We start from the raw sequence: 25458 nt of genomic DNA on the forward strand, positions 1-25458 counted from the left end.
CCGGGTCAGTTCCCGTACGCCGCCGCCGCGTCCGACTCCAGTTTCCGCTGGATGCCGGCCACGTCGGTCGGGTTCTTCAGGAAGTCCTGGAGTTCCTTCCACTCGCCCTTGCCGGGGGTGCCGCCGAAGGCCTGCGGGGCCTGGTCGGACATGTCGAACCGGAAGTCGTCGCCGGCCGCGATCAGCGCCTTGGCGATCTTCCGCTGGACCTCGTTCGGGTACGCGGACAGGTCCACGTTCTTGTTCGGCGAGAGGTAGCCGCCCAGCTTGGCCTGGATCTCCGCCGCGTCCGGCGAGGCCAGGAAGGTGGCCAGCGCCTGCGCGCCCTTGGAGTCCTTCAGGATGACGGCCGCGTCACCGCCGGAGACCACCGGCGCGGTGGAGCCGACCTTCGGGAACGGGAACACCTTGGCGTCCGTGCCCACCTTCGCCTTGGTGTCGGCGATGTTGACCTGCACGAAGTCGCCCTCGTAGACCATGGCGGCCTTCGGCTGGTCGCCGCCGGTGAAGGTCTGCGTCACCGAGGCCGGGAACTCGGTCTGGAGCGCGCCGTTCGCGCCGCCCGCGATCCAGTCCTTCTTGCCCCAGATCTGGGCGAGCGTGGTCAGGGCCGCCTTGACGGACGGGTCCGTCCACTTGATCTTGTGCTGGGCGAGCTGGTCGTACTTCTCCGGGCCCGCCTGGGAGAGGTAGACGTTCTCGAACCAGTCGGTGAGGGTCCAGCCGTCGGCGCCGCCGATCGAGAACGGGGTGACGCCGGAGTCGTAGACCGTCTGCGCGGTCTTCAGCAGGTCGTCCCAGGTGGCGGGGTCACTCGCGCCCGCGTTCGCGAAGACCTTGGCGTTGTACCAGATCAGCGACTTGTTCGCGGCCTTGTAGTAGACGCCGTACTGGTGGGCGCCGACCTTCCCGATGTCCTGCCAGCTCTGCGAGTAGTTCTTCGCCAGTTCTGCCTTCGCCTCGGCGCCCAGCGGTTTGGCCCAGCCCTTCTCGGCGGCCTGTTTGATCGCGCCGGGCTGCGGAAGCATCGCGATGTCCGGCGGTGAGCCGCCCGCGATCTTCGAGCCGAGGAAGTTGATGATCGGGTCCTGGGCGGGTACGAAGGTGATCTTCGCGCCGGTGCGCTTCTCGAACTCGGCGAGGACCTTCTTGAAGTTCGCCTGTTCGGTGCCGGTCCATACGGCGGCCACCTCGAGTTGGGTGCCGTCGAGCTTGGGGAGGGTGAGAGTGCTGCCGGAATCTTTGGTTCCGGTGCCGCTGCCGGTGCCGCTGCTCTTCTCGTCGTCGTTGCCGCAGGCGGTGAGCGAGAGCGCGAGGGCTCCCGCCAGGAGGGCGGCGGCTGCTCGGATGGTGGTGCTGCTGCTTGTGCTGCGCATCACTGGCCCCGTTCTTCGTTCCTCGTCGAACGTTGAGCGTTGTCCCGTGGGCACTGGTCTACGCCGGGTGTACTGGCTCGGCAAGAGCGCCCACGCGGGGGGCCGGGGGATCGTGATCGCGTTGTGATCGGTGCGGGTGTTGGTGTGGGCCTTGCTGGGGGCTGCCGCCCCCAGGCCCCCGCTATCGGCCCTTAAGGGGCCTCGTCCTCAAACTCCCCCAGAGGGGGGACCCCCAACGGGCTGGGTTGCCCTGACTGGTGCTTTGGCAGTGGACGCCGGACAGGCCGAGATGGCCTGCCCCCGTGTTCGTCAGTGGACGGTTGATGGGCTCGGTTGGCGGGCTGCTCGTTCCAAGGCGCTGGCCAGTAGGGCCAGGTCTGTGGGGCCGTTGCCCAGTTCTCGGACTGGTCTGCGGGTGGGGGGGTCGCCCATGCGGGGCCATTCGAGGGGGACGACCGTGGGGCGGAGGGTTGCCGTGCGGGGGATGCGGCCGGTGACTCGGCCGGCCTGGAGGGGGGTGAGGCGGCCGTCCGCGCCCCTGAGGCGGCCTCGGCCCGGGGACGGTTCGTCCGCGCCGGAACCCGGGGGTTCGAGAGTGATCCGAACGGTGGAACGGCGGGCCGGCTCCGACTCCGCCGTACGGCCGCCGGGGCCGGCCGCCGCCACCAGGTGCACGCCGAGCCGCTCGCCCTCGCGGGCCACCGACTCCAGCGCCCGCATCACCGAACCGGCGGCGGGCCGGCCCGGGGAACCGAGCGCGGGGGAGACCAGGGCGTCCAGGTCGTCGACGACCACGATCAGGCGCGGCAACGGAGCCGCCGTCTCGGTCCGCTGGCGGGCCGCCGCTCCCGGGCGCAGCCGGATGGTGGTGCTCGGCGGGGTGTCGAGGTCGGCGGCGCCCGCCGCCGAGGGCGAGGGGTTCGGGGTGCGTTGCGGGAGGATGCGGCCGGACACCTCGCGGTGCGTGTGCCACTCCGCGAAGTCGGAGCGGCCCAGCAGCTCCGCCCGCCGCTTCAGCTCGGCACTCAGCGACTGCGCGAACTCCCGCATCCGGACCGGGTCGTTGGCGGTGAGGTGGGTGGTGACATGCGGGACGTCCGTACAGACCTGGAGGCCGTCGACCGGGCCGCCGCCACCGCCGCCGCTGCCCTTGCCCACGGTGTCGCGGCCGTCCAGCAGGATGATGCCCAGCCGGTCCGGGCGCTCGGCCGCCGCCAGCGACGCGACGACCGCCCGCAGCAGCTCCGTACGCCCGCTGCCGGGCGGGCCCTCGATCAGCAGGTGGGGGCCCTCGGCGGCCAGGTCCACCCCGACCGGGCCGCGCGGACCGGCGCCGAGCACCGCCCACGCCCGGCCGCCGAGCGCCTCGGCGTCGTCCGCCGCGTCCGCCCAGCGGGCCATCAGGGAGGCCGGGGTGGCCCGGGCCAGGCCCAGTTCGTCCAGGAGGCGGGCCGACTGGGGGAGCGGTGCCGACACGCGTGTGTGCCGCTCCGCACCGCCGCCCGCGGTGTCCGGGCGCAGCGGTGCGAGGGCGCGCGCGAAGCGTTCGGCCCAGGCCAGGGAGACCGCGTCCACCGCGCCCACCGTGCCGGCGCCCACCGGGCCCGGCCGTTCCGGGTCCGTCCCGGACCGGGCGACCCGCAGCAGCCGCAGCGCCGTCGCCACGTCCCCGCTGAGCAGCGCGACCGCCCCGCACGCGCGGAACGTGGGCACCGCCGCACAGGCCGCCTCGTACGTCCGCGACGCCGGTGCGGAGAGGGCGGCGGCGGGCGTCTCGGCCAGGCACACGACGTGGATCCCGGCGCGCGGACCGGTCACCGCCAGCCTGCTCACCGCGTCCCGCAGATCGGCGCCGCCCGGGTCGCCGTCCACGACGACCACCGTGTACGGGCCGGGGTGGTCGCCGCCCGTGTCGTCGGCCACGGCCCACGAGGGGCGGTGGGCGGTGCCGCGCGGCGGCGGCACCTGCGCCGGGCCCGGGCCGCTCGCGCTGTCGGAGACGTGGTCCTCGAGGCGGCGCAGGAGTTCGTCGGTGCGGGCGGTGGCCTGGTCGCGGTCGTAGGCGAGCAGGAGCCGGCAGTCCTGGCCGTGTCCGGGGCGCAGTTGGGGCAGCCAGCCCAGCCAGGACCACTCGGCGGCGCGCTCCTCCTCGGAACGCGCCCGGTCCGTGCTGATCAGGACGATCTCCAGGGCGTCCGGCGAGTGCAGCGCGGCGAGCTGGGCCAGCACCGCGCGCGCCAGCCCGGACAGCCTCGGGCGCGGCCCGGCCAGACCCAGCGCGCCGACCTCGCGCAGCCCGGCCGTCACCGGGACGGCGGGCAGCAGACCCGAGCCGTCGGGGGCCGCCCGGTCGGCCGTGCCGAGCCGCACGGTGAGCGCCTCCGGGTGCCCCGGACCGCGCTCCCACAGCCGGGGGCCCGGCCCCAGCGCCGTCAGCAGCAGCGCCGCCGGGTCCGGCCAGGTCTCCGGTGCGGGGAGCGGGACGGCAGCGGCGGCCGACGGCACCGGCTCGACACCGGCCACCGCCTCGCCGCCGCTCCCGGGGACGGCCGCGTCCTGGTCGTCCCCCCGCCCTCCGGCCAGCCGCCGCGCCCACGCGGACAGGCCGCCGCGCTTGCGCACGCCCGGCGGGACGTCCGTACCGCGCAGGGGGGTGCCTTTACGGCGGGTGCCTCCGCGCGGGTCGGCGTCGGTGTCGGTGTCGATGTCGGACGTGTCGTCGTACGAGGAGGTGTCGGGGGTGTGGGCGGTGTGCGGGCCTCGGACCTCGTCGTCGTACGCCGTCGTGAACGAGCCGAGGCCCGAGCGTCCGCCATGGGTGGCCGTCGTGACGGTCACGGAGCCGGACAGGGAGTCGGACAGAGAGCCTTCGCCCGCTGCGGGCGTGCTCTCGATGCGCGGTGCCGTGCTCTGGCCCGGCACCTGGCCCGGCAGCACCTGACCCGGCACCGCGCCCGGCATCTGGGGAGGCGCTGTGCGACGCACCACGGGAGGCATCCGAGGCCCCCGCTCGGCCCTCTCGCCCCGGGCGTCGTCGCCCGCGCCGGTCCAGTCCACCGTGCCGTAGGCGTGGCCGATGGGGCCGGCGGGGCCGCCGTCCCCCGCTTTCCGGCCTTCCCCTTCTTCCTGCTCTTCCCGTGAGTCCTCGTCCGTGCCGCCGCACGGCACCCGTACATGGCCCTCGCCGTCCGGTGTCGTCGGCATGCGGGGGCCCGGGCCGCCAGGTGGAGCCAGGCGCAGGGCCGACTCGCCGATGCGGAGCAGGGCGCCGGGGGTGAGGCGGACGTGGCGGGTCTGTACGCGCGTGCCGTCCAGCGTGGTGCCGTTGGTGGAGCCGAGGTCGGCGACCGTGACGCGGCCGTCGGGCGAGAGCGTCACCGCGCAGTGCAGGCGGGAGACGTCCGGGTCGTCGAGAGGCACGTCGGCGTCGGCGGAGCGGCCGACGCGGACCTGCCCGCCGTGCAGCAGATGGACGCCGCCCGCGTCGGGTCCGGCCACCACGTGCAGGCGCGCCGGGGCGTCGTCGACCTCGGGGTGCGGCTCGGGGTCGGCCGGAGCGCCCAGGGACAGCACCGCGCCGTCGATCAGCGGCGGCTCGCCGAGCGTGCAGCGCTGGGTGTCGAGCCGCTCCACGCCCGCGTACAGCACGACCGCCGCCGTCGACGAGGACGAGCCCGCGCCCTCCCCGGAGACCGCCGCGGCCAGCGCGGAGGCCACCGCCGCCAGGGCGGTGCCGGCGGGCGCCGTGACCAGCACGTCGCAGCTCGCGGCCCGGGCCCGTGCGTCGGCGGGCGGGCCCGTCGGGTCTACGACGGTCAGCCGGATCTGCATCGCCGTCAGCGGTCCCTTCTGCACGGGCGCGGACTTCCCCCCACCCCACACGAGCACAGCGGCCAGTACTGCCAGCACCGGAAGTTCCACAGCAGTTTCTGCGGTAGTACTGCCAGTACTGAAGGCATCCTCGCACCTGTCACTGACAACGCGCCCGCCCCCCGATGGCAAGTGATCTTGATTGGTCGGCTCTGCCCGCAAAAGTGCCGGACAAGTACGTCACCGGCGATCAGTTGAGATCGGTCACGTCCGGCTCCGGCAACCAAGGGGACCGGGCCACGCGTCTTTCCTTCGCATAAAGACGACAGCCCGGTGTCCGGACGGCGGCATTACAGTGGGGCGCGACAGTGGGTCGGAACCCGGACAGCACAGGCAAGCAAGCAGCAGGGAGCGCGTGACGTGCGGCCAGTCGGCAGCAAGTACCTGCTCGAGGAGCCGCTCGGACGCGGCGCCACGGGCACCGTCTGGCGAGCCCGCCAGCGCGAGACCGCGGGCGCCGAGGCGGCCGTGGCCGGCCAGCCCGGCGAGACCGTCGCGATCAAGGTCCTCAAGGAAGAGCTCGCCAACGACCCCGACGTGGTGATGCGCTTCCTGCGCGAGCGGTCGGTGCTGCTGCGGCTGACCCACCCGAACATCGTCCGGGTCCGCGATCTGGTCGTCGAGGGCGATCTGCTGGCCCTGGTCATGGACCTCGTCGAGGGCCCCGACCTGCACCGCTACCTGCGCGAGAACGGCCCCTTCACGCCCGTCGCCGCCGCCCTGTTGACCGCCCAGGTCGCCGACGCGCTCGCCGCCAGCCACGCCGACGGCGTCGTGCACCGCGACCTGAAGCCCGCCAACGTCCTGCTGAAGCAGCAGGGCGGCGAGATGCACCCGCTGCTCACCGACTTCGGCATCGCCCGCCTCGCCGACTCCCCGGGCCTGACCCGCACCAGCGAGTTCGTCGGCACGCCCGCGTACGTCGCCCCGGAGTCCGCCGAGGGCCGCCCGCAGACCTCCGCCGTGGACATCTACGGCGCGGGCATCCTGATGTACGAGCTGGTCACCGGCCGTCCGCCGTTCTCCGGCGGCTCCGCCCTGGAAGTCCTGCACCAGCATCTCAGCGCCGAGCCGCGCCGCCCCTCCACGGTCCCCGACCCGCTGTGGACGGTCATCGAGCGCTGCCTGAGCAAGAACCCCGACCACCGGCCGAGCGCCGAGAACCTCGCGCGCGGGCTGCGGATCGTCGCCGAGGGCATCGGGGTGCACGCCAACTCGATGCAGATCGCCGCCGCCGACGGCGTCGGCCACATCCTCGCCCCCGACCCGGCGCCCGCGACCGTACCGGGCGCGCCCGCCGGGGCCTACGACCCGAACGCCGCGACCAGCGTCCTGCCGCACACGGCCGGCCCGGCCGGTGCCGCGGACCCCACCGCCGTCCTGCCGCACGCGGGCGCTGCGGCGGGCGCGGCCGACGCGACGGCCGTCCTGCCGCCGGTGCCGCCGCACCAGCAGGGGCAGCAGCCCGAGCAGCCGCACCCCTGGCAGAGCCAGATGCGCGCCGCCCGCGACCGCAACGAACCGACACAGGTCCAGCCCTACCTCGACCCCGGCCAGGACCCACTGCGCCGCCGCCCCCAGCGGCAGGTCTCCCGCCAGCAGCCCCCGCAACAGCCGCCCCAGCAGCAACCGCAGCAGGGGTATCCGCCCCAGCGCCGCCCGCAACAGCAGCAACCACAGCAGCCCGGCTACGGGTACCAGGGCCAGCCGCAGCAGCAGTACGCCCCTCCGCAGCACCAGCAGCCGCAGCAGCAGCCCCAGCGGTACGCGCCGCAGCCACAGCAGCCACAGCAGCCGCAGCAGCGGCCCGCGCCGGAGCCCCGGCAGCCGCGCGAGCCTAGGCAGCGCAGCGCCAACCCGATGCGCATCCCCGGCCTCGGCTGCCTCAAGGGCTGTCTGTTCACGATCGTCATCCTGTTCGTGGCCGGCTGGCTGGTCTGGGAGTTCAGCCCGCTCCAGGGCTGGATCGGCACGGGCAAGAGCTATTGGCAGTTGGTCAGCGGCTGGGTCGGGGACGTCACCGGCTGGATCAGCGACCTGGGCAACAGCGGCAGCGGCTCGGGTTCGGGCGGCGGCTCGGGCGGCGCCGGGAACTGAGACACCGGCGCCGACCGCGAGTTTGTGGACTTGTCGACATCTGGCGGGTGATTTCCGTCTCCGCGGTGAAGGTTGGCGCTTCGGACGCGTAGTTTGATGGCAACACGCGTCTGTAGGAGCAGCCTTGGCACGGAAGATCGGCAGCCGGTACACCGCCCACCAGATCCTCGGACGGGGCAGCGCCGGCACGGTGTGGCTGGGCGAGGGACCGGAGGGGCCCGTCGCCGTCAAGCTGCTGCGCGAGGACCTCGCCTCCGACGAGGAGCTGGTGGGCCGCTTCGTGCAGGAGCGCACCGCCCTGCTCGGCCTGGAGCACCCGAACGTGGTGTCCGTACGGGACCTGGTGGTCGACGGCAACGACCTGGCGCTGGTCATGGACCTGGTCCGCGGCACCGACCTGCGCACCCGGCTCGAACGGGACAGGAGGCTCGCCCCCGAGGCCGCCGTCGCGATCGTCGCGGACGTCGCCGAGGGCCTGGCCGCCGCGCACGCGGCCGGGGTCGTCCACCGGGACGTCAAGCCGGAGAACGTGCTCCTCGACATGCAGGGCCCGCTCGGCCCCGGCGGCTCGCACCGCGCGCTGCTGACCGACTTCGGCGTCGCCAAACTCATCGACACCCCCAAACGGACCCGCGCCACGAAGATCATCGGCACGCCCGACTACCTCGCCCCGGAGATCGTCGAGGGCCTGCCGCCGCGCGCCTCGGTCGACATCTACGCCCTGGCGACGGTGCTGTACGAGCTGCTGGCGGGCTTCACGCCGTTCGGCGGCGGCCACCCGGGCGCGGTGCTGCGCCGCCATGTCACGGAGGCCGTCGCCCCGCTGCCCGGCATCCCGGACGAGCTGTGGCAGTTGCTCGTGCAGTGCCTGGCGAAGGCCCCGGCCTCCCGGCTGCGCGCCTCCGAACTGGCGTGCCGCCTGCGCGAGCAACTGCCAACCCTGGCGGGCATGCCCCCGCTGGACGTCGACGAGCCGGACACCGAACCGGAGACCGAGGCGGACGGCGCAGCCGAGCCGGGCACCGCCCCCGCGCCGCCCGCGCCCTCCGGCGGGCGCGAGCGCCGGGGCTCGGTCCCGCTGGTGCCGGGCGCCAAACCGGACTCCAACCGCGACACCCACACCTCGATGCGCGTCCCCGCGCCGGACGAACTGGCGGGCGGCGCGCACGGCACCGCCCGGGTGCCCAGAGCGGCCGGCGCCCCCCGCCCCGGCTCGGCCCGCAACCGCTCCGCCACCCGACGGCGCCGGATCACCCTGGGCGTGGCCGCGGCGGCCCTGGTGGCGGCGGTCGGCGCCGGCACCTGGGCGGCCACCTCGGGCGACGACGCGGGCGCGACGCCCCAGGACACGAAGAACTCGGCCCCGACGACACCGTGACGCCGTAACTCTGTGACTCTCTGGCGTCACGGCCGCGTGACTCCGTGACGTCATGACGCCGTGATGCCGTTACGCCGGACGGGCCGGGATGCCGGGTCCGTTAGGCTGGTGGGCGTGGCAGTCGTCGATGTATCCGAAGAGCTCAAGTCCCTCTCCTCGACCATGGAGTCGATCGAGGCCGTTCTGGACCTCGACAAGCTGAGGGCAGACATCGCCGTGCTCGAGGAGCAGGCGGCCGCGCCGTCCCTGTGGGACAACCCGGACGAGGCGCAGAAGATCACCAGCAAGCTGTCCCACCTCCAGGCCGAGGTCAGGAAGGCGGACACGCTGCGCGGCCGGATCGACGATCTCGTCGTGCTGTTCGAGATGGCCGAGGAGGAGGACGACCCGGACACCCGCGCCGAGGCCGAGTCCGAGCTCACCGCCGTCAAGAAGGCGCTGGACGAGATGGAGGTCCGCACCCTCCTCAGCGGTGAGTACGACTCCCGCGAGGCGCTCGTCAACATCCGCGCCGAGGCCGGCGGCGTCGACGCCGCGGACTTCGCGGAGAAGCTGCAGCGCATGTATCTGCGGTGGGCGGAGCAGAAGGGCTACAAGACCGAGGTCTACGAGACGTCGTACGCCGAAGAGGCCGGCATCAAGTCGACCACCTTCGCCGTCCAGATCCCGTACGCGTACGGGACGCTCTCCGTGGAGCAGGGCACGCACCGTCTCGTGCGCATCTCGCCCTTCGACAACCAGGGCCGCCGCCAGACCTCGTTCGCGGGCGTCGAGATCCTCCCCGTGGTGGAGCAGACCGACCACATCGAGATCGACGAGTCCGAGCTGCGCGTCGACGTGTACCGGTCCTCCGGTCCGGGCGGCCAGGGCGTGAACACCACCGACTCCGCGGTGCGCCTCACCCACCTCCCCACCGGCATCGTCGTCTCCTGCCAGAACGAGCGGTCGCAGATCCAGAACAAGGCGTCGGCGATGAACGTCCTCCAGGCCAAGCTGCTCGACCGGCGCCGCCAGGAGGAGCAGGCCAAGATGGACGCCCTCAAGGGCGACGGCGGCAACTCCTGGGGCAACCAGATGCGTTCGTACGTCCTGCACCCGTACCAGATGGTCAAGGACCTGCGCACCGAATTCGAGGTCGGTAACCCCGAGGCCGTGTTCAACGGTGAGATCGACGGATTCCTGGAAGCCGGAATTCGCTGGCGCAAGCAGCAGGAGAAGTAGGTTTGTCGACAAGGCAACCGCCCCTGAAACGGTGGCGGTTGCTTTTTACGTCACATTCACAACACCAACGTCGCGCAAAGCGCCCCGACTTGGACATTGCGTACGCAACGACCTTGACGACGCTTTGAAAAGTGGGGAAGGTGCAGTGTGGCATGCGTATCTCTGGGGCGCATGTGAACCGGGGGCTTCGGCTGCATCTCAGCTACCTCCGTCGATCACGGCCCCGGGCGCGGCCTCATCGACGATTCAGCTACTGGGGGTAGCAACTATATGACGAAGAAGACGCGGATCAGGGTCGCGCGCATAGCCGCGGGCGCCGTGATCGCCGCGGGCGCCTCTCTGACGATCGCCGGCGTCGCCTCGGCCACCGGCGGCGACGGCCTTGTCGACACGAGCACCACCACGCAGGACGGTCCCGCCGCCTCGGGCGACGGCGACTGCCCGATCATCATCGTCTGCACCGACGGCGGCACGTCCACCGGCACGTCGGAGGGCACGTCCTCCGGTACGTCGGAGGGCACCTCGTCCGGCACGTCCGAGGGCACGTCCACGGGCACCTCGGAGGGCACCTCCACCGGTACGTCCGAGGGCACCTCCACGGGCACCTCGGCCGGTACGTCGGAGGGCACGTCCACGGGTACGTCCGAGGGCACGTCCACCGGTACCTCGGAGGGCACGTCCACGGGCACCTCCGCCGGTACGTCCACCGGCACGTCGGAGGGCACCTCGACGGGCACGTCGGCCGGTACGTCCACCGGCACGTCGGAGGGCACGTCCACGGGCACGTCCGCCGGTACGTCCACGGGCACGTCCGCCGGTACGTCCACGGGCACCTCGGCCGGTACGTCCACCGGTACCTCGACGGGCACGTCCGCCGGTACGTCCACGGGCACGTCCGCCGGTACCTCGGAGGGCAACACCTCCTCGGGTTCCGCCTCTGAGGGCAACACCTCCTCGGGGTCGTCCTCCGAGGGCAGCACCTCGTCCGGCTCGTCCTCGCAGGGCAGCACCTCCGCCGGTACCGGCACCGGCACCGACGGGACGTCCACCCAGGAGGAGGGCAGCTCCGCGCTGACCGACACCTCGGACACCCCCGCCGACGCCGTCGCCCAGGGCGGTGGCAAGCAGTTGGCCGAGACCGGTGCCGGGCAGACCACGTTCCTGATCATCGGCGCCGCCACGATGATCGCCGGCGGCATCGGCTTCCGGGTGCTGCCGCGCCTCGCGGCCGGCCGCGGCGGGGCCGCTGCCTGACGGTAGGCAGCCGCACCCGTACGTGACGTACACGCGAAGGGGCCCGGAGCGATCAGCTCCGGGCCCCTCTGCGTGCGTGGCTGTCCCAGCGGTTACGCGGTCGATTGCGCGATCGGTTACGCGGTCTGGTGGGCCAGCAGCGCCAGCGCCGCCACCAGCACCGCCAGCAGCGCGATCAGCGCCATCGGGTTCAGCCCCGCGAAGAAGTTCTCCTGTTGCTGCAGCCGCTCGCGGTTCGCGCGGCACACCGGGCACCGGCCCTCGCTCACGGGCGCGGCGCAGTTAGCGCACACCAGCCGGTCGTACGTCATGCGCTCGCCCTCCTTGCACCGGTTCCATGTACACAACGCCTGGGGGAACGCGAACGTTCCCCATACCACTGTGCCAGGTTCCTCCGGAGGTTGCGCGGGTCGCTCCCTTTGAGGGGCCTGGGCTTGTATCGCGGCTGTGCGCCGGTGGGGGCTTGTCGCGCCCCGCGGCGGAGCCGCATATCGATACAGCCCCGCGCCCCTGGAGGGCGGGCCGGGGGCTTCGCCCCTGCCCGCCCTCCAGACAAAAGACCACAAGGCCTGCCCAAGTCTTCCCCTCGCCTGCGGGGTGCTGCCTGGTTCGCGTATGGTCACGCTCATCTACCCCCGGCGACCCGTGGTGCATCCGTGATCCGATTCGACAACGTCTCCAAGGTCTACCCCAAGCAGACCCGCCCCGCACTCAGGGATGTCTCCCTCGAGGTGGAGAAGGGCGAGTTCGTGTTCCTCGTCGGGTCCTCCGGCTCCGGGAAGTCCACGTTCCTGCGGCTGCTGCTCCGCGAGGAGCGGTGCAGTCACGGTCAGGTCCACGTGCTGGGCAAGGACCTCGCGCGCCTCTCCAACTGGAAGGTGCCGCAGATGCGCCGCCAGTTGGGGACGGTCTTCCAGGACTTCCGGCTGCTGCCGAACAAGACGGTGGCGGAGAACGTCGCCTTCGCGCAGGAGGTCATCGGCAAGTCGAAGGGCGAGATCCGCAAGTCCGTGCCGCAGGTGCTCGACCTCGTCGGGCTCGGCGGCAAGGAGGAGCGCAGGCCCGGTGAGCTGTCCGGTGGTGAGCAGCAGCGCGTCGCCATCGCGCGCGCCTTCGTGAACCGGCCCAAGCTGCTGATCGCCGACGAGCCCACCGGCAACCTCGACCCGCAGACCTCGGTCGGCATCATGAAGCTGCTCGACCGGATCAACCGCACGGGCACGACCGTCGTGATGGCCACGCACGACCAGAACATCGTGGACCAGATGCGCAAGCGCGTCATCGAGCTGGAGCAGGGCCGCCTCGTCCGCGACCAGGCGCGCGGCGTCTACGGCTACCAGCACTGACCGCACCCGCCATCGCACCCGCCCTCGCGGACGTCCCCGGAAAGGCCTGAACAACTCGCCATGCGCGCCCAGTTCGTACTGTCGGAGATCGGCGTCGGTCTCCGCCGCAACCTGACGATGACCTTCGCCGTCATCGTCTCCGTCGCCCTGTCCCTGGCGCTGTTCGGCGGGTCGCTCCTGATGAGCGACCAGGTCAGCACCATGAAGGGCTACTGGTACGACAAGGTCAACGTCTCGGTGTTCCTCTGCAACAAGAGCGACGCCGAGTCCGACCCGAACTGCGCCAAGGGTGCGGTCACCGCGGACCAGAAGAAGCAGATCAAGTCCGACCTGGACAAGATGGGCGTCGTCGACAAGGTGACGTACGAGTCGCAGGACGACGCCTACAAGCACTACAAGGAGCAGTTCGGGGACTCCCCGCTGGCCAGCTCGCTCACGCCGGACCAGATGCAGGAGTCGTACCGGATCAAGCTGAAGGACCCGGAGAAGTACCAGGTCATCGCGACCGCCTTCGACGGGCGTGACGGTGTGCAGTCGGTGCAGGACCAGAAGGGCATCCTGGACAACCTGTTCGGGCTGCTCAACGGCATGAACTGGGCGGCGCGGGCGGTGATGGCGCTGATGCTGGTGGTGGCGCTGATGCTGATCGTCAACACCGTGCGCGTCTCGGCCTTCAGCCGTCGGCGCGAGACCGGGATCATGCGGCTGGTCGGCGCTTCCGGCTTCTACATCCAGGCGCCGTTCATCGCCGAGGCGGCGGTCGCCGGGCTCATCGGCGGCACGGTCGCCTGCGGATTCCTGGTGGTCGCCCGGTACTTCATCATCGACCACGGGCTGGCCCTGTCCGAGAAGCTGAACCTGATCAACTTCATCGGCTGGGACGCCGTGTTGACGAAGCTCCCGCTCATCCTCGCCACCAGCCTGCTGATGCCGGCCCTGGCCGCTTTCTTCGCGCTGCGCAAGTACCTGAAGGTGTGACGCACGCCCCGAGGGTCGTACGGTCAACCGACCGTGCGGCCCTTCGCGTTCCCCTAGACTCGCCGCCATGTCAGGCCGAGACCTGTTCTGCCAGCCCCGCCGTTTCGGCCGCGGGGCCGCCCTGACATTGGTGTTCGCGAGCGTGCTCGTCGCCGGTGCCGCGACCGGTTCGCTGCCGCAGGAACTGGGCGGCGGCCGCCGCGACGCCCCGGACCGGGCCGCCCCCGCGCCCGCCGGTCACGTCGAGGACGTGACGCGGGCCGCCGAGGAGGCCGCCGCGGACGGCAAGTCGCCGCTGGAGGCCGCCGAGCGCGCCGTCAGCCGCAGCGGGGACCGCTGGGCGGCCGTCTACTCCGAGGGCGAGTACGAGCAGTTCGAGGAGTCCCTCGACGGCCGCTACACCGGCGTCGGCCTGGAGGCGCGGCGCGAGCGGGACGGCCGGATCGAGGTGACCCGGGTGCAGCCGGGGTCACCGGCGGCCGGCGCGGGGCTCCGGGCGGGCGACCGGCTGCGCAGCGTCGACGGGCGGCCCGTGGACGGGCTGCCGGTCACCGACGTCGTCTCCTTACTGCGCGGTGACGCCAAGGACGCGGCCGCCGGCACCACCGTCCGGCTCGGTCTTCAACGCGGCACGCGCGCGTGGAGCGAGACCCTGCGCCGGGCCCTGCTGTCCACGGACTCCGTCACCGCCCGCAAGCTGCCCGACGGCATCACCGTGATCACCGTCGCCGCGTTCACCAAGGGCGTCGGCGACAGCGTGCGCGGCGCCGTCCGGCGGGCCCCGGCGGGCGCCGGGATCGTGCTGGACCTGCGCGGGAACTCCGGCGGCCTGGTCACCGAGGCCGTCTCCGCCGCCTCCGCCTTCCTGGACGGCGGGCTCGTCGCCACCTATGACGTCGACGGCGTCCAGCGCGCCCTGCACGCCGACGCCGGCGGCGACACCGCCCGCCCGCTGGTCGCGCTCGTCGACGGCGGCACGATGAGCGCCGCCGAGCTGCTCACCGGCGCCCTCCAGGACCGTGGGCGCGCGGTCGTCGTGGGGTCGCGCACCTTCGGCAAGGGCTCGGTGCAGATGCCGAACCGGCTGCCCGACGGCTCCGTCGCCGAACTGACCGTCGGCCACTACCGCACCCCCGCCGGCCACAGCGTCGACGGCCGTGGCATCACCCCCGACCTGGAGGCGGACGACGGGGCGCTGGCCCGGGCCGAGACCGTGCTGAGCGGGCTCGGGGACGCGGAGCCGAAGTAATCGGCTTTCCCTCAGGCCCCTGCGAGGTGCGAAACTGGCGGGACTATGAGCAAGGGAATGTACGTACCGAAGGAGTCCCAGCCGAAGCAGGGCGGGGCGGCCGCGTCCGGCAAGGTCAAGGACGGCAAGCGCAAGATCGTCGCGCAGAACAAGAAGGCCCGGCACGACTACGCGATCATCGACGTGTACGAGGCGGGTCTCGTCCTCACCGGCACCGAGGTGAAGTCGCTGCGCGAGGGGCGTGCCTCGCTGACCGACGGCTTCGTCCAGATCGAGGGGAACGAGGCGTGGCTGCACGCCGCGCACATCCCCGAGTACTTCCAGGGAAGCTGGACCAACCACTCCGCGCGCCGCAAGCGGAAGCTGCTGCTGCACCGCGAGGAGATCGACAAGCTGTCGGTGAAGTCGGAGGAGACGGGTCACACGATCGTGCCCCTCGCCATCTACTTCAAGGACGGCCGGGCGAAGGCCGAGATCGCGCTGGCGCGCGGCAAGAAGGAGTACGACAAGCGCCAGACCCTGCGCGAACAGCAGGACCGCAGGGAGACGGACCGGGCGATCGCGGCGGCCAAGCGGAAGCAGCGGGGCGCGTAGCCGCCGGTCCCGCACGGGTGGCCGCCGGGAATACGGTGGCATGGGTGCGCGTTGGTCACGTACGATGGCGTAAGCGCCCCACAGCGGGTGCGAAACCTCTTCGCTTGGAGAAGTTCCGGAGAGGCCTTGAAAAATCAACATGGGGATGATCGGTTTCGACAGCGGCTGTCGAAGCAGGGGAAGCGTGTCGAGAAAGCGGCAATGATCTCGTTAACCATATGTCGCAACCAATAATCGCCAATTCCAAGAGCGATTCCCAGTCCTTCGCCCTCGCTGCCTAATAAGCAGTGAGTGAGGGACCCATAATGGGTGTCAGCCCGGGAGTGTTCCCGACCCGGACCCTGGCATAATCTAGGGGACTAAACCATTCGGCCCGGTCACGGGGTCGGATGGGAAACCAAACAGTGACTGGGCCCGTCGGCGACTTGTTCGCGTGATCACCGGGGCCGAGAAAATCACAGCGAACTGCACACGGAGAAGCCCTGATTCTGCACCGTTGGACGCGGGTTCGATTCCCGCCATCTCCACTTCACCCCATGTGAACAAAAACCCCGTCGCTCCCGAGCGGCGGGGTTTTTGCGTGGTCCCGGGACCTGGTGATGGCCGCCTCGCGTCGAAGGGAGGACGCCCCCAGATGGGCTGTTACGAGGAGCAGAAGCCGACTCTCGTCATGCGGCTGATCCGGCTGTTGCCGGAGCGGATCGCAAGGCACGCGAGGAGGTGGCTGCTCTGGTGACTCAGCAGGTAGCCGGATGTCCCCTAACTAGGCGGGGGCATCCGACAAGCTCCTACTGAGCTTGGGCCTCCGCCCGGTGCTTCCGGCTCGGGCGGGGGCCCTCCTTGTGTCCAAGTACAGCACAACTGGTGCCTGGAAGGCACGGGGATCTGGTGCTCGGCGGCTCACCCGATGGTGCGTGGGGCCGTGCTGGCTCGGGGGGTCAGGTGGGGTGGGAGGAGGGTTGCTTCTGGGACTGGGGTGGCTGTCAGTTTTTGCATCAGGAGGGTTACTGCCTGCTCGCCTACTTCTGTGGAGGGGAGGGCTATGGAGGTGACCGGGACGCGGAGGGTCGAGGCGAGTTCGTCGGGGCAGATCGCGGTGATCGAGAGGTCGGCGGGGATGCGTAGGCCGAGGTGTTCGAAGGCGTCGATCAGGGGTTCCAGGATCGCTTCGTTGTGGACGACCACGCCCGTCAGCGCCGGCTGTTCGCGCAGGAGCCGTTCCGCCATGCGGCGGGCCGCGGCCGGGGTCGCCTCGCAGGGGTGGACCGCGGAGGTGAGGCCGGCGCGGTCGGTGGCCTCGGTGAAACCCTGGACCACGCGCTGCGCGAACGCCGTCCCGCGCACGTACACCTCCGGCGGCGACCCGACCAGCGCCACCACCCGGTGCCCGAGCTGCGCCAGATGCTCCACGCACCGCTCGCCCGCCGCCCGGAAGTCGAGGTCGATGCAGGTCAGCCCGGCGGCCTCGAGCGGGAAGCCGATCATCACGGACGGCCGGTCGAGGGAGCGCAGCAACGGCAGCCGGGGGTCGTGGAGTTGGACGTCCATCAGGATCAGCGCGTCGACCAGCGCCGTGTCCGCGACCCGGCGCAGGCCGTCCTCGCCCTCCTCCTGGGTGAGCAGCAGCACGTCGTGGTCGTGGCGGCGGGCCGCCGTCACCACCGACACCGCGAACTGCATGACGACCGGGACGTGGATGCCGGCCCGCAGCGGGGCGACCAGCGCGAGCACGTTGGAACGGCTGCTGGCCAGCGCGCGGGCGCCCGCGTGCGGGCGGTAGCCCAGTTTCCGGGCGGCCTCCTCGACCCGCCGCCGGGTCGCCGCGGAGATCGGCCGCTTGCCGCTCAGCGCGTACGACACCGTGCTGGGGGAGACCCCGGCATGCCGCGCCACATCGGTGATCTTCACCATCGGTCCGCCTCCACGATGTCCAGCGTCAGAAACCCGGTGCCCGCCTCCGCCCACGCGACCCGGTCCCCTGCGGCCAGCGCCCACGGCGCCGCCGGATCGCTCGCGCACGCCCGCAGCGTGTCCCCCTCCCGGACGACGGTGAAGGTCACGCCCCCGGCCCGTACCGTCACCTGCGCGCCGCGCTCCAGGCCGTAGGTGCGCAGGGTGACCCCGTCGGCGTGCGGGTAGTCCGGCCGGTCGGAGTGGGAGCCCACCGGGAGCACCGCGCCCGGCCGCACCAGCAGCGGCAGGCCGAGGAAGCCGTGCCGTTCCCGGGTCCAGCGCGGGCCGGTCACCGTCCGGCCGGTGAGGTAGTGGGTCCAGGTGCCCTCGGGGACGTAGTACGCCACGTCCCCGTCGTCGCTGAAGACCGGCGCGACCAGCAGGTCCGGGCCGAGCATGTACTGCCGTTCCAGATGCGCGCACCCGGGATCCGCCGGGAACTCCAGGACCATCGCCCGCATCACCGGCACGCCCTCCTCGTGGGCGACGCGCGCGGCCTCGTACAGGTACGGCATGAGGCGCAGCTTGAGGCGGGTGAAATGGCGCAGGACGTCCACCGACTCCGCGTCGAACAGCCACGGCACCCGGTACGAGGAGCTGCCGTGCAGCCTGCTGTGGGAGGAGAGGAGGCCGAAGGCCAGCCAGCGTTTGAACAGGGACGGGGTCGGGGTGCCCTCGAAGCCGCCGATGTCGTGGCTCCAGAAGCCGAACCCGGACAGGCCGAGGGACAGGCCGCCGCGCAGCGACTCGGCCATCGACGCGTACGTCGCCTCGCAGTCGCCGCCCCAGTGCACCGGGAACTGCTGGCCGCCGGTGGTCGCCGAGCGCGCGAACAGCACGGCCTCGCCCTCGCCGCGGTGCTTGCGCAGCACGTCGAAGACGGTCCGGTTGTAGAGGTACGTGTAGTAGTTGTGCATCCGCTCCGGGTCGGAGCCGTCGGACCACGCCACGTCGAGGGGCACCCGCTCGCCGAAGTCGGTCTTGAAGCAGTCGACGCCCTGCGCGAGCAGCGCCTCCAGTTTCGCCGCGTACCACTCGCGGGCGGCGGGGCTGGTGAAGTCGACCAGGGCCATGCCGGGCTGCCACATGTCGCACTGCCAGACGCTGCCGTCGGGACGGCGCAGGAGATGCCCGAGGGCCCGGCCCTCCGCGAACAGCGGCGAGCGCTGCGCGATGTACGGGTTGATCCACACGCTGACGCGCAGGCCCTTCGCCTTCAACCGGGCCAGCATGCCCTCCGGGTCGGGGAAGACCCGCGGGTCCCAGCGGAAGTCGCACCAGTGGTGCTCCCGCATCCAGAAGCAGTCGAAGTGGAAGACGGAGAGGGGGAGTTCGCGTTCCCGCATGCCCTCGATGAACGACGTCACCGTCTCCTCGTCGTAGGAGGTGGTGAACGACGTGGACAGCCACAGGCCGAAGGACCAGGTGGGCGGGAGGGCGGGGCGGCCGGTGAGGGCGGTGTAGCGGCGGAGGATGTCCTTCGGGGTGGGGCCGTGGATGACGTAGTACGTCAACTCCTGCGTCTCGGCGCTGAACTGGACCTTGGAGACCCTCTCCGAGCCGACCTCGAAGGAGACCTTGCCCGGGTGGTCGACGAAGACGCCGTAGCCCGCGTCGGTCAGGTAGAACGGCACGTTCTTGTAGGCCTGTTCGGTGGAGGTGCCGCCGTCGGCGTTCCAGATGTCGACGCTCTGGCCGTTCCTGACCAGCGGGCCGAAGCGTTCGCCGAGGCCGTAGACGGCCGTCCCCACGCCCAGGTCGAGCTGTTCGCGCAGGTAGTGGCCGCCGGTGGCCGCGTCCCGCATGATGCCCATGCCCTGGGGGCCGCTGGCGGTGAGCGGGCGGCCGTGGGCGAGGAACTCCACGCGCCAGGGGCCGGTACGGGCGACCCGCACGCTGAGCGCGCCGGAGGTCAGGGTCATGTGCTCGGCGTCGTAAGCAAGTTGGGGGGTGGGGGACGGGCCCGGGGGTGGGGCGGTGAGGTCGAAGGCGGGCTCGTGGGGGTGGCCGCCCGTGAGGTGGGTGAGGGTGAGGCCGATGACGTCGGGCATCGGGGTGTGGGCTCGGATCGTCAGGACCGGGCCCGCCATCAGGTCGCCGCGACCGCGGACGGGCCGGGTCGGCGCGTGGATCTCCAGGGCGCCGTCGCCGTCGCCGTCGCCGTCGCCGTCGTCCGGCTCGGTGACGTCGAGCACGTCGGCGGGGTGCGCGGCCGTGACGCCCTCGCGCAGCAGCCAGTAACCGTCGGAGAACTTCACGCGGACACACGGTTTCGTGCCGTCGACATCCTGTGCCTCTCGGAGAGCCGGATGGAGCGGTGCGGTCGTCGAAGCGGTTGGCGTCGAATCGATTCGACGCGGGACGTCGAAGCGGTTCGACGGGGGAAGGTATGTGGCCGCTCCGACCGAGTCAATGGCGTCTGCGGGAAATGGCCGCCGGGCGCGGCCACTCGTTCGAGTGGTGTTGGAGAGGTCTTGGAGTGGTCCCGGAGTGGTCCCGGAGTCGCATTGGGGTGGCATTGGGGTGATCTTCGAGAGGTCTTCGCATGGTTTTCGACGGGTCGTGCTCCGTCTCATTGCGGATTAAGCGGGCAATTCGCCGTCCGTGAACCCGAGCTTTCCGGCCATGCCTGGAAGGGGCTCCGTAATCCTGTTCGCCCGGGTCTCTTTGTCCTCTGTGTCGCCGGTGTGACGAAAGGGGCTGGTCCCTTCGGCTCCTGATGCGCTTCGACGGGGCGAGGGGCGGGAGCGGGTGGTGAGGACGTGATTCTGATGGGCCGTCAAGGGGTGAATTCCGGCCATAGACATGAACATGACTTCTGTCAATAAATGACACATCGCGAACACAGGGCCCAAGCCTGCGCTAGATTCGTCGAACCGAGCGCAGTGGGGTAAAAGGGGCGCAGGAGCTGGGTGGGGGCCCGGTTCCGTCGACGCGTGCTCGGGGTCGCGCGCACCCAGAACAGTTCTGTGGGGGGAAGTAGGCACGTGAAGAATTGGCGAGAAGACGCCCAACCGGAGTGGCCGGCGGCGGCAACGCCGACCCGGGACGTACCGGTCGTGGGGGCAGGATCTCAGAGCTTTTCCGGGGCGGTGGGGCAATCCCTGACGTCCATGGCGGGAGAAAACGCAAGATACGGCTCATTGATGGACGTACCGCGTGAAAGCGGTGTGCTGTCGGCCCCGAAATCGTCGAACGGCCTTTCTGAAAACGAACGGTCGAGCGATCTCCGGGATCCGTGGGGAGAGGAGCCCGGCGGGGCGGACGGCAAGGGCGGCGAACCCGGCGAGGTGACCGTCCAGCTCGACCCCCTCAAGAAGGGGCGGCCCGACGGTTCGGACGCCGGCGCCTCCGACGTCCCGGTGTTCGTCGACGAGTCGGGGCGGCGCAGCCGGACGTTCCGCCGTATCGGCATCGCGGTGGGGACCGCGTGCGGGGCGTACGCCGTTCTCATCGTGGCCACGCTGCTGTCGGGCAACGCGGGCGCGCCCTGGCTGCCGGTTCCGGTGCCGGGCGCACCGGACGACAAGCCGGCGGCCGGCAAGGTCGACAGCTCGTCCGCGCCGGACGACTCCACGACGCCGCGGCCCGGCGAACCCGGCGGCCTGTTCCCGGGCGGCACCGGCAGCACCGCCTCCGTGTCCGGCACGATGTCGGGCAAGCCGGGGGCGAGTGCGGTGCCCGGCGCGTCGGGGAGCGCGGCGGCTTCGCCGGGCGCTGCGTCGGCGTCGGCCCGGCCCTCGGCGAGCGGGACGGCCCGTCCCAGCACGGGTCCCACGGCCGCGGTCTCGCCGCCGCCCGGCCCGAGCAGCCCGGTGGTCGCACCGCCGGCGTCCACGCCACCGCCGCCGGCGTCCTCGCCCGCGACGACCCCCGATCCGCCCGCCGCCTCCCCGTCCCCGGCCGGCGGAACCACCACCACGGTCGCCAACGGCCCGCCCGACCCGGCCCCGGCCGCGTCGTCCAGCCCGGCGGCCTGAGAGAGCAGGGGCGTCACCCGGTGGGGGCCGTGAGGCGCGTCGGCCTCGGCGGTCGGTCCGGCCGGGCGTCTCCTGCCGGGGTCGGCGGGTCCGGACCGCTCAGAACGGTGCCTTCCCGGCGGCCCACACCGCTCAACCCGTCACCCGACCGCACCTGACAGAACCTGAACGCGCCTGACCGCACCTGAACCTGGCGGGCCCGCTCCGCAGTTCGCCCTCTCGCAGTCAGATGCCCGGAATGCCCGGAGTCCGCGCCGCGTGGGCCGTGGGCCGTCCAACCCTCTGCCCCGGGCGGCCGATGCCCGTAGCTCGCCCCTTGTCGTCAGAACCGGGCGCCCCCACTCCGCGCCCGCTACTTCGCACGCCCCGCCCCCTCCCCACGCCCCTCCACGCCTCGCTACCCACTCTCGCCGCCCGAAGCCGCGCGGTGAGCCGTTCTCGGAGAAACAGTTCTCATGGCACCACGTACCAGTCGGCGTACGACTCGACGGTCCGCTGTCGGGCAGTCCGCGTATGCGTCCGGCGGCCAGGCCGCCTCCGTTTCCGCCACTGCGTCCGGGTCCGCCTCCTCGGCGTCGGGCGGTGGGCGCAGGACGCGGCGGGGGCGGGCCGCCGGGCACGGCGGGGGCGGTGGCGGGGGCGCGCACGGGGCGGCGCCGCCCGAACGGAAGCGTTTCGTGCCGCTGCGGCTACGGCATCTGCTGCCGCTGCTCGTGCTCGGCGCGATGATGGCGATGCTGATGCTGCGCGGCTACGTGCACAGCGAGATCCTCGCCGACTACCGCATCCACCCCGAGGCCGCCACCGACAAGGTGCCGGAGAAGATCCTCGACGGCGGGCCGGTCGTCGACACCCGCAGCGGCCGGCAGACCAGCCTCGACGTGCCGGACCACAAGATCGTGCTCACCTTCGACGACGGCCCCGACCCGAAGTGGACCCCCGAGGTCCTCGACATCCTGAAGAAGCACCACGCGCACGCCGTCTTCTTCATCACCGGCACCATGGCCTCCCGCTACCCGGAACTGGTCCGGCGGATGGTCGACGAGGGGCACGAGATCGGGCTGCACACCTTCAACCACCCCGACCTCTCCTACCAGTCGACGAAGCGCATCGACTGGGAACTCACCCAGAACCAACTGGCGTTGGCGGGCGCGGCGGGCATCCGCAGCTCCCTCTTCCGGCCGCCGTACTCCTCCACCGCCGACGCCCTCGACGACGACTCCTGGCCGGTCACCGAGTTCGTCGGCAGCCGCGGCTACCTCACCGTGTTCACCACCGCCGACAGCGAGGACTGGCGCAAGCCGGGCGTGCGGCAGATCATCCGCAACGCCACGCCGAAGGGCGACAAGGGCGCGATCGTCCTCATGCACGACTCCGGCGGCGACCGCCACCAGACGGTCCAGGCCCTCGACACCTACCTGCCCGAACTCCAGGCGAAGGGCTACACGTTCCAGAACCTCACCGAGGCCCTGCACGCCCCCAGCGCGCACACCCCGGTCACCGGGGTCGAGCTGTGGAAGGGCAAGGCCTGGATCTTCCTGGTCGAGGCGTCCGACGACATCACCGGCGTCCTGGTCGTCGGCCTCGCCGTCATCGGCGTCCTCGTCTTCGCCCGCTTCGGCCTGATGCTGCTGCTCTCCGCGATCCACACCCGCCGCACCCGCCGCGAGGGCTTCGTGTGGGGGCCCGACGCGCCCGTCACCGAACCCGTGTCCGTGCTCGTGCCGGCCTACAACGAGGCCAAGTGCATCGAGAACACGGTGCGTTCGCTGATGCAGAGCGAGCACCCGATCGAGATCCTCGTCATCGACGACGGCTCAAGCGACGGCACCGCCCGCATCGTCGAGGACCTCGGCCTGCCCGGCGTGCGCGTCGTCCGGCAGCTCAACGCGGGCAAGCCGTCCGCGCTCAACCGGGGCATCGCCAACGCCTCGCACGATTTGATCGTGATGATGGACGGCGACACCGTCTTCGAACCGGCCACGGTCCGCGAACTCGTCCAGCCGTTCGCCGACCCGCAGGTCGGCGCCGTCGCCGGCAACGCCAAGGTCGGCAACAAGGACACCCTCATCGGCGCCTGGCAGCACATCGAGTACGTGATGGGCTTCAACCTCGACCGCCGTATGTACGACGTCCTGCGCTGCATGCCGACCATCCCGGGCGCCGTCGGCGCGTTCCGCCGCACCGCGCTCGACCGGGTCGGCGGCATGAGCGACGACACCCTCGCCGAGGACACCGACATCACCATGGCCATCCACCGCGACGGCTGGAAGGTCGTCTACGCGGAGAAGGCGCGCGCCTGGACCGAGGCGCCCGAGTCCGTCCAGCAACTGTGGTCCCAGCGCTACCGCTGGTGCTACGGCACCATGCAGGCGATCTGGAAGCACCGGCGCGCGATCGTGGAGAAGGGGCCGTCCGGGCGGTTCGGGCGGGTCGGACTGCCGCTCGTCTCCCTCTTCATGGTCGTCGCCCCGCTCCTCGCCCCGCTCATCGACCTCTTCCTCGTCTACGGCCTGCTCTTCGGCCCGACCGGCAAGACGATCGCCGCCTGGTTCGGCGTCCTCGCCGTCCAGGCGGGCTGCGCGGCCTACGCCTTCGCCCTCGACCGCGAACGCCTCACCCCGCTCATCTCCCTCCCGCTCCAGCAACTCCTCTACCGCCAGCTCATGTACATCGTGCTGCTCCAGTCCTGGATCACCGCTCTCACCGGCGGCCGGCTGCGCTGGCAGAAACTGCGCCGCAAGGGGCAGGTGGCGGCCCCGCCCGGCACGGCCACGCCCGCCATGGACGGGGGAGCGGTCTGATGAACACCCAGCCGACGGAGACCACATCCGGGACGACCGAGTTCCCCGTACCCACACCCGTACTGCCGACGCAGAACCAGAGCCCGGAGAACGAGGCGGGCGGGGCAGTCGCGCCAGGGCAGGAGAAGAAGCGCGGTGGCGGGCGGGACCGCTACTTCGACCTGCTCCGTGCCGTCGCCCTCTTCCGTGTCGTCCTCTACCACCTGATGGGCTGGGCCTGGCTGCCCATCGTCTTCCCCTCCATGGGCGTGATGTTCGCGCTCGCCGGCAACCTCATGGCCCGCTCGCTGGCGAGCCGCCCCGCGCTGGACGTCGTACGAGGACGGCTGCGCCGGCTGCTGCCCCCGCTGTGGCTGCTGGGCGCGGTCGGTGTGACGGGCATGGTGCTGGCCGGCTGGAGTCCGGACGACGAGGGGCACCCCGGCTGGTGGTGGCTCCACCTCGGCTACTGGATCCTGCCGCTGAGCGACCCGCCGTACGGCGACGGCCTGCCCGGGGTGTCCGGGTGGATCGGCGCCGACTGGGGCACCGACCTGGGCGTACCCCTCTGGTACATCCGCGCCTACCTGTGGTTCGTACTGCTCTCCCCGCTCCTGCTGCGCGCCCTGCGCCGGCTGCCCTGGCCGACGATCCTCGCGCCGGTCGCGCTGTCCGCCGCCCTGGAGTTCGGCGCGCTGTCGGTGCCCTACTGGCGGCTGGAGGCGAACGCCAGCGACTTCGGCGCGTTCGGCGCGTGCTGGCTGCTGGGCATGGCGCACCAGGAGGGCATCCTGCGCCGGCTGCCCCGCTACGTCGTCCCGTCGCTGGCCCCGGCGGTCGGCGCGGTCGGCCTCTGGTACGCCCTGAGCCACCACATCACGGAGGGCCACGACCTCGACGACATGCCGTTCGCGCAGTCCCTGTGGTCGTTCGCGGCGGTCCTGCTGCTCCTGCACATCAGCCCGTCCTGGACCGAGTGGCCGGCCCGGCTGCGCCGCTGGGACCGGCTGATCACCCTCCTCAACTCCCGTGCCGTCACGATCTACCTGTGGCACAACGTGTGCATCGGGATCGTCGAGGCGATGTGGGACCGGCTGTGGAACGTCCCGTGGCTGGAGGCCGACACCCCCTGGCTGCTCCAGAGCCCGTGGCCGCAACTGCCGGTCATCTGGCTCCTCACCGCGCTCTGCGTCGTCTCCTTCGGCTGGGTCGAGGACCTGGCGGCCCGCCGCAGGCCCCGCCTGTGGCCGGACGGCCGAGGGGGGACGCGGCGGGCCTGAGGGCCTGTGGGAGACTGCCGGGCGTTGCGCGAGTGAACACGCAAGCGAACAGCGGTGGTTCGGTAGGCCAGGGTCCGGTGGCCCGGCTCGTGGGGAGAT

At 71.8% G+C, this 25458-nt stretch carries 16 protein-coding genes and 1 other RNA gene; 12 read left to right on the plus strand and 5 right to left on the minus strand.

Features of this window, described 5'->3' with window-relative positions; all coding sequences use genetic code 11:
• Positions 1-5: 5 nt before the first annotated feature.
• Positions 6-1376: an ABC transporter substrate-binding protein gene (locus BMZ82_RS06265; RefSeq protein ID WP_093772559.1), complete on the minus strand. Its 1371-nt coding sequence runs from the start codon at positions 1374-1376 to the stop codon at positions 6-8.
• Between the two features lie 309 nt (positions 1377-1685).
• Entirely contained in the window at positions 1686-5207 is a 3522-nt protein-coding gene (locus tag BMZ82_RS06270) for an FHA domain-containing protein (protein WP_093772928.1), read from the minus strand.
• 399 nt (positions 5208-5606) lie between these two features.
• Here BMZ82_RS06270 and BMZ82_RS06275 point away from each other — a divergent pair, with 399 nt between their 5' ends.
• The 4 genes from BMZ82_RS06275 (at position 5607) to BMZ82_RS06290 (ending at position 11196) form a co-directional block, all read left to right on the plus strand.
• Positions 5607-7343, plus strand: coding sequence for a serine/threonine-protein kinase (locus BMZ82_RS06275; protein WP_093772561.1), 1737 nt, complete (start codon positions 5607-5609; stop codon positions 7341-7343).
• A gap of 124 nt (positions 7344-7467) precedes the next feature.
• Positions 7468-8721, plus strand: coding sequence for a serine/threonine-protein kinase (locus tag BMZ82_RS06280; RefSeq protein WP_093772563.1), 1254 nt, complete (start codon positions 7468-7470; stop codon positions 8719-8721).
• Positions 8722-8835: 114 nt separating this feature from the next.
• Positions 8836-9942 carry a peptide chain release factor 2 gene (gene prfB / locus BMZ82_RS06285; protein WP_093772930.1) on the plus strand — a complete coding sequence of 369 codons (1107 nt, stop codon included), beginning with the start codon at positions 8836-8838 and terminating at the stop codon, positions 9940-9942.
• Between the two features lie 270 nt (positions 9943-10212).
• Complete coding sequence (locus BMZ82_RS06290; RefSeq protein ID WP_093772565.1) at positions 10213-11196, plus strand: hypothetical protein; 984 nt, start codon at positions 10213-10215, stop codon at positions 11194-11196.
• Positions 11197-11312: 116 nt separating this feature from the next.
• On the opposite strand, the gene BMZ82_RS06295 is transcribed toward BMZ82_RS06290, so the two are convergent.
• The gene (locus BMZ82_RS06295) at positions 11313-11507 is read right to left on the minus strand and encodes a hypothetical protein (protein WP_057574411.1); all 195 of its coding nucleotides are present in this window, start codon (positions 11505-11507) and stop codon (positions 11313-11315) included.
• Positions 11508-11852: 345 nt separating this feature from the next.
• Here BMZ82_RS06295 and ftsE point away from each other — a divergent pair, with 345 nt between their 5' ends.
• The 5 genes from ftsE (at position 11853) to ssrA (ending at position 15893) form a co-directional block, all read left to right on the plus strand.
• Positions 11853-12542 carry a cell division ATP-binding protein FtsE gene (ftsE, locus tag BMZ82_RS06300; RefSeq protein ID WP_093772567.1) on the plus strand — a complete coding sequence of 230 codons (690 nt, stop codon included), beginning with the start codon at positions 11853-11855 and terminating at the stop codon, positions 12540-12542.
• Positions 12543-12602: 60 nt separating this feature from the next.
• Positions 12603-13520 (plus strand): permease-like cell division protein FtsX, encoded by a 918-nt coding sequence (gene ftsX, locus BMZ82_RS06305; RefSeq protein WP_093772569.1) that lies wholly within the window; start codon positions 12603-12605, stop codon positions 13518-13520.
• Between the two features lie 67 nt (positions 13521-13587).
• Positions 13588-14769, plus strand: a complete 1182-nt coding sequence (locus BMZ82_RS06310) for a S41 family peptidase (RefSeq protein ID WP_093772571.1) — start codon at positions 13588-13590, stop codon at positions 14767-14769.
• Between the two features lie 57 nt (positions 14770-14826).
• The gene (gene smpB, locus BMZ82_RS06315; protein WP_177244417.1) at positions 14827-15363 is read left to right on the plus strand and encodes an SsrA-binding protein SmpB; all 537 of its coding nucleotides are present in this window, start codon (positions 14827-14829) and stop codon (positions 15361-15363) included.
• Between the two features lie 141 nt (positions 15364-15504).
• Positions 15505-15893: a transfer-messenger RNA gene (gene ssrA, locus BMZ82_RS06320) on the plus strand.
• 370 nt (positions 15894-16263) lie between these two features.
• Here ssrA and BMZ82_RS06325 read toward each other — a convergent pair.
• Both BMZ82_RS06325 and yicI read right to left on the minus strand, forming a co-directional pair.
• A complete protein-coding gene (locus tag BMZ82_RS06325) occupies positions 16264-17274 on the minus strand; it encodes a LacI family DNA-binding transcriptional regulator (RefSeq protein WP_093772575.1) in 1011 nt (336 codons plus the stop codon).
• Positions 17268-19574 carry an alpha-xylosidase gene (gene yicI / locus BMZ82_RS06330; RefSeq protein WP_093772577.1) on the minus strand — a complete coding sequence of 769 codons (2307 nt, stop codon included), beginning with the start codon at positions 19572-19574 and terminating at the stop codon, positions 17268-17270. The genes BMZ82_RS06325 and yicI overlap by 7 nt, the downstream gene beginning before the upstream one ends.
• Positions 19575-20462: 888 nt before the next feature.
• On the opposite strand from yicI, the gene BMZ82_RS40585 reads away from it, so the two are divergent.
• The 3 genes from BMZ82_RS40585 to BMZ82_RS06345 all read left to right on the plus strand — a co-directional run bounded on the left by BMZ82_RS40585 (position 20463) and on the right by BMZ82_RS06345 (position 25359).
• Positions 20463-21296 (plus strand): hypothetical protein, encoded by an 834-nt coding sequence (locus BMZ82_RS40585; RefSeq protein ID WP_177244414.1) that lies wholly within the window; start codon positions 20463-20465, stop codon positions 21294-21296.
• A gap of 725 nt (positions 21297-22021) precedes the next feature.
• Complete coding sequence (locus BMZ82_RS06340) at positions 22022-24100, plus strand: bifunctional polysaccharide deacetylase/glycosyltransferase family 2 protein (protein ID WP_256251809.1); 2079 nt, start codon at positions 22022-22024, stop codon at positions 24098-24100.
• Positions 24100-25359, plus strand: a complete 1260-nt coding sequence (locus tag BMZ82_RS06345) for an acyltransferase family protein (RefSeq protein ID WP_093772581.1) — start codon at positions 24100-24102, stop codon at positions 25357-25359. The genes BMZ82_RS06340 and BMZ82_RS06345 overlap by 1 nt, the downstream gene beginning before the upstream one ends.
• The last annotated feature ends 99 nt before the right edge of the window (positions 25360-25458 follow it).

The sequence above is a fragment of the Streptomyces sp. yr375 genome (genome assembly GCF_900110755.1).
Classification (GTDB): domain Bacteria; phylum Actinomycetota; class Actinomycetes; order Streptomycetales; family Streptomycetaceae; genus Streptomyces.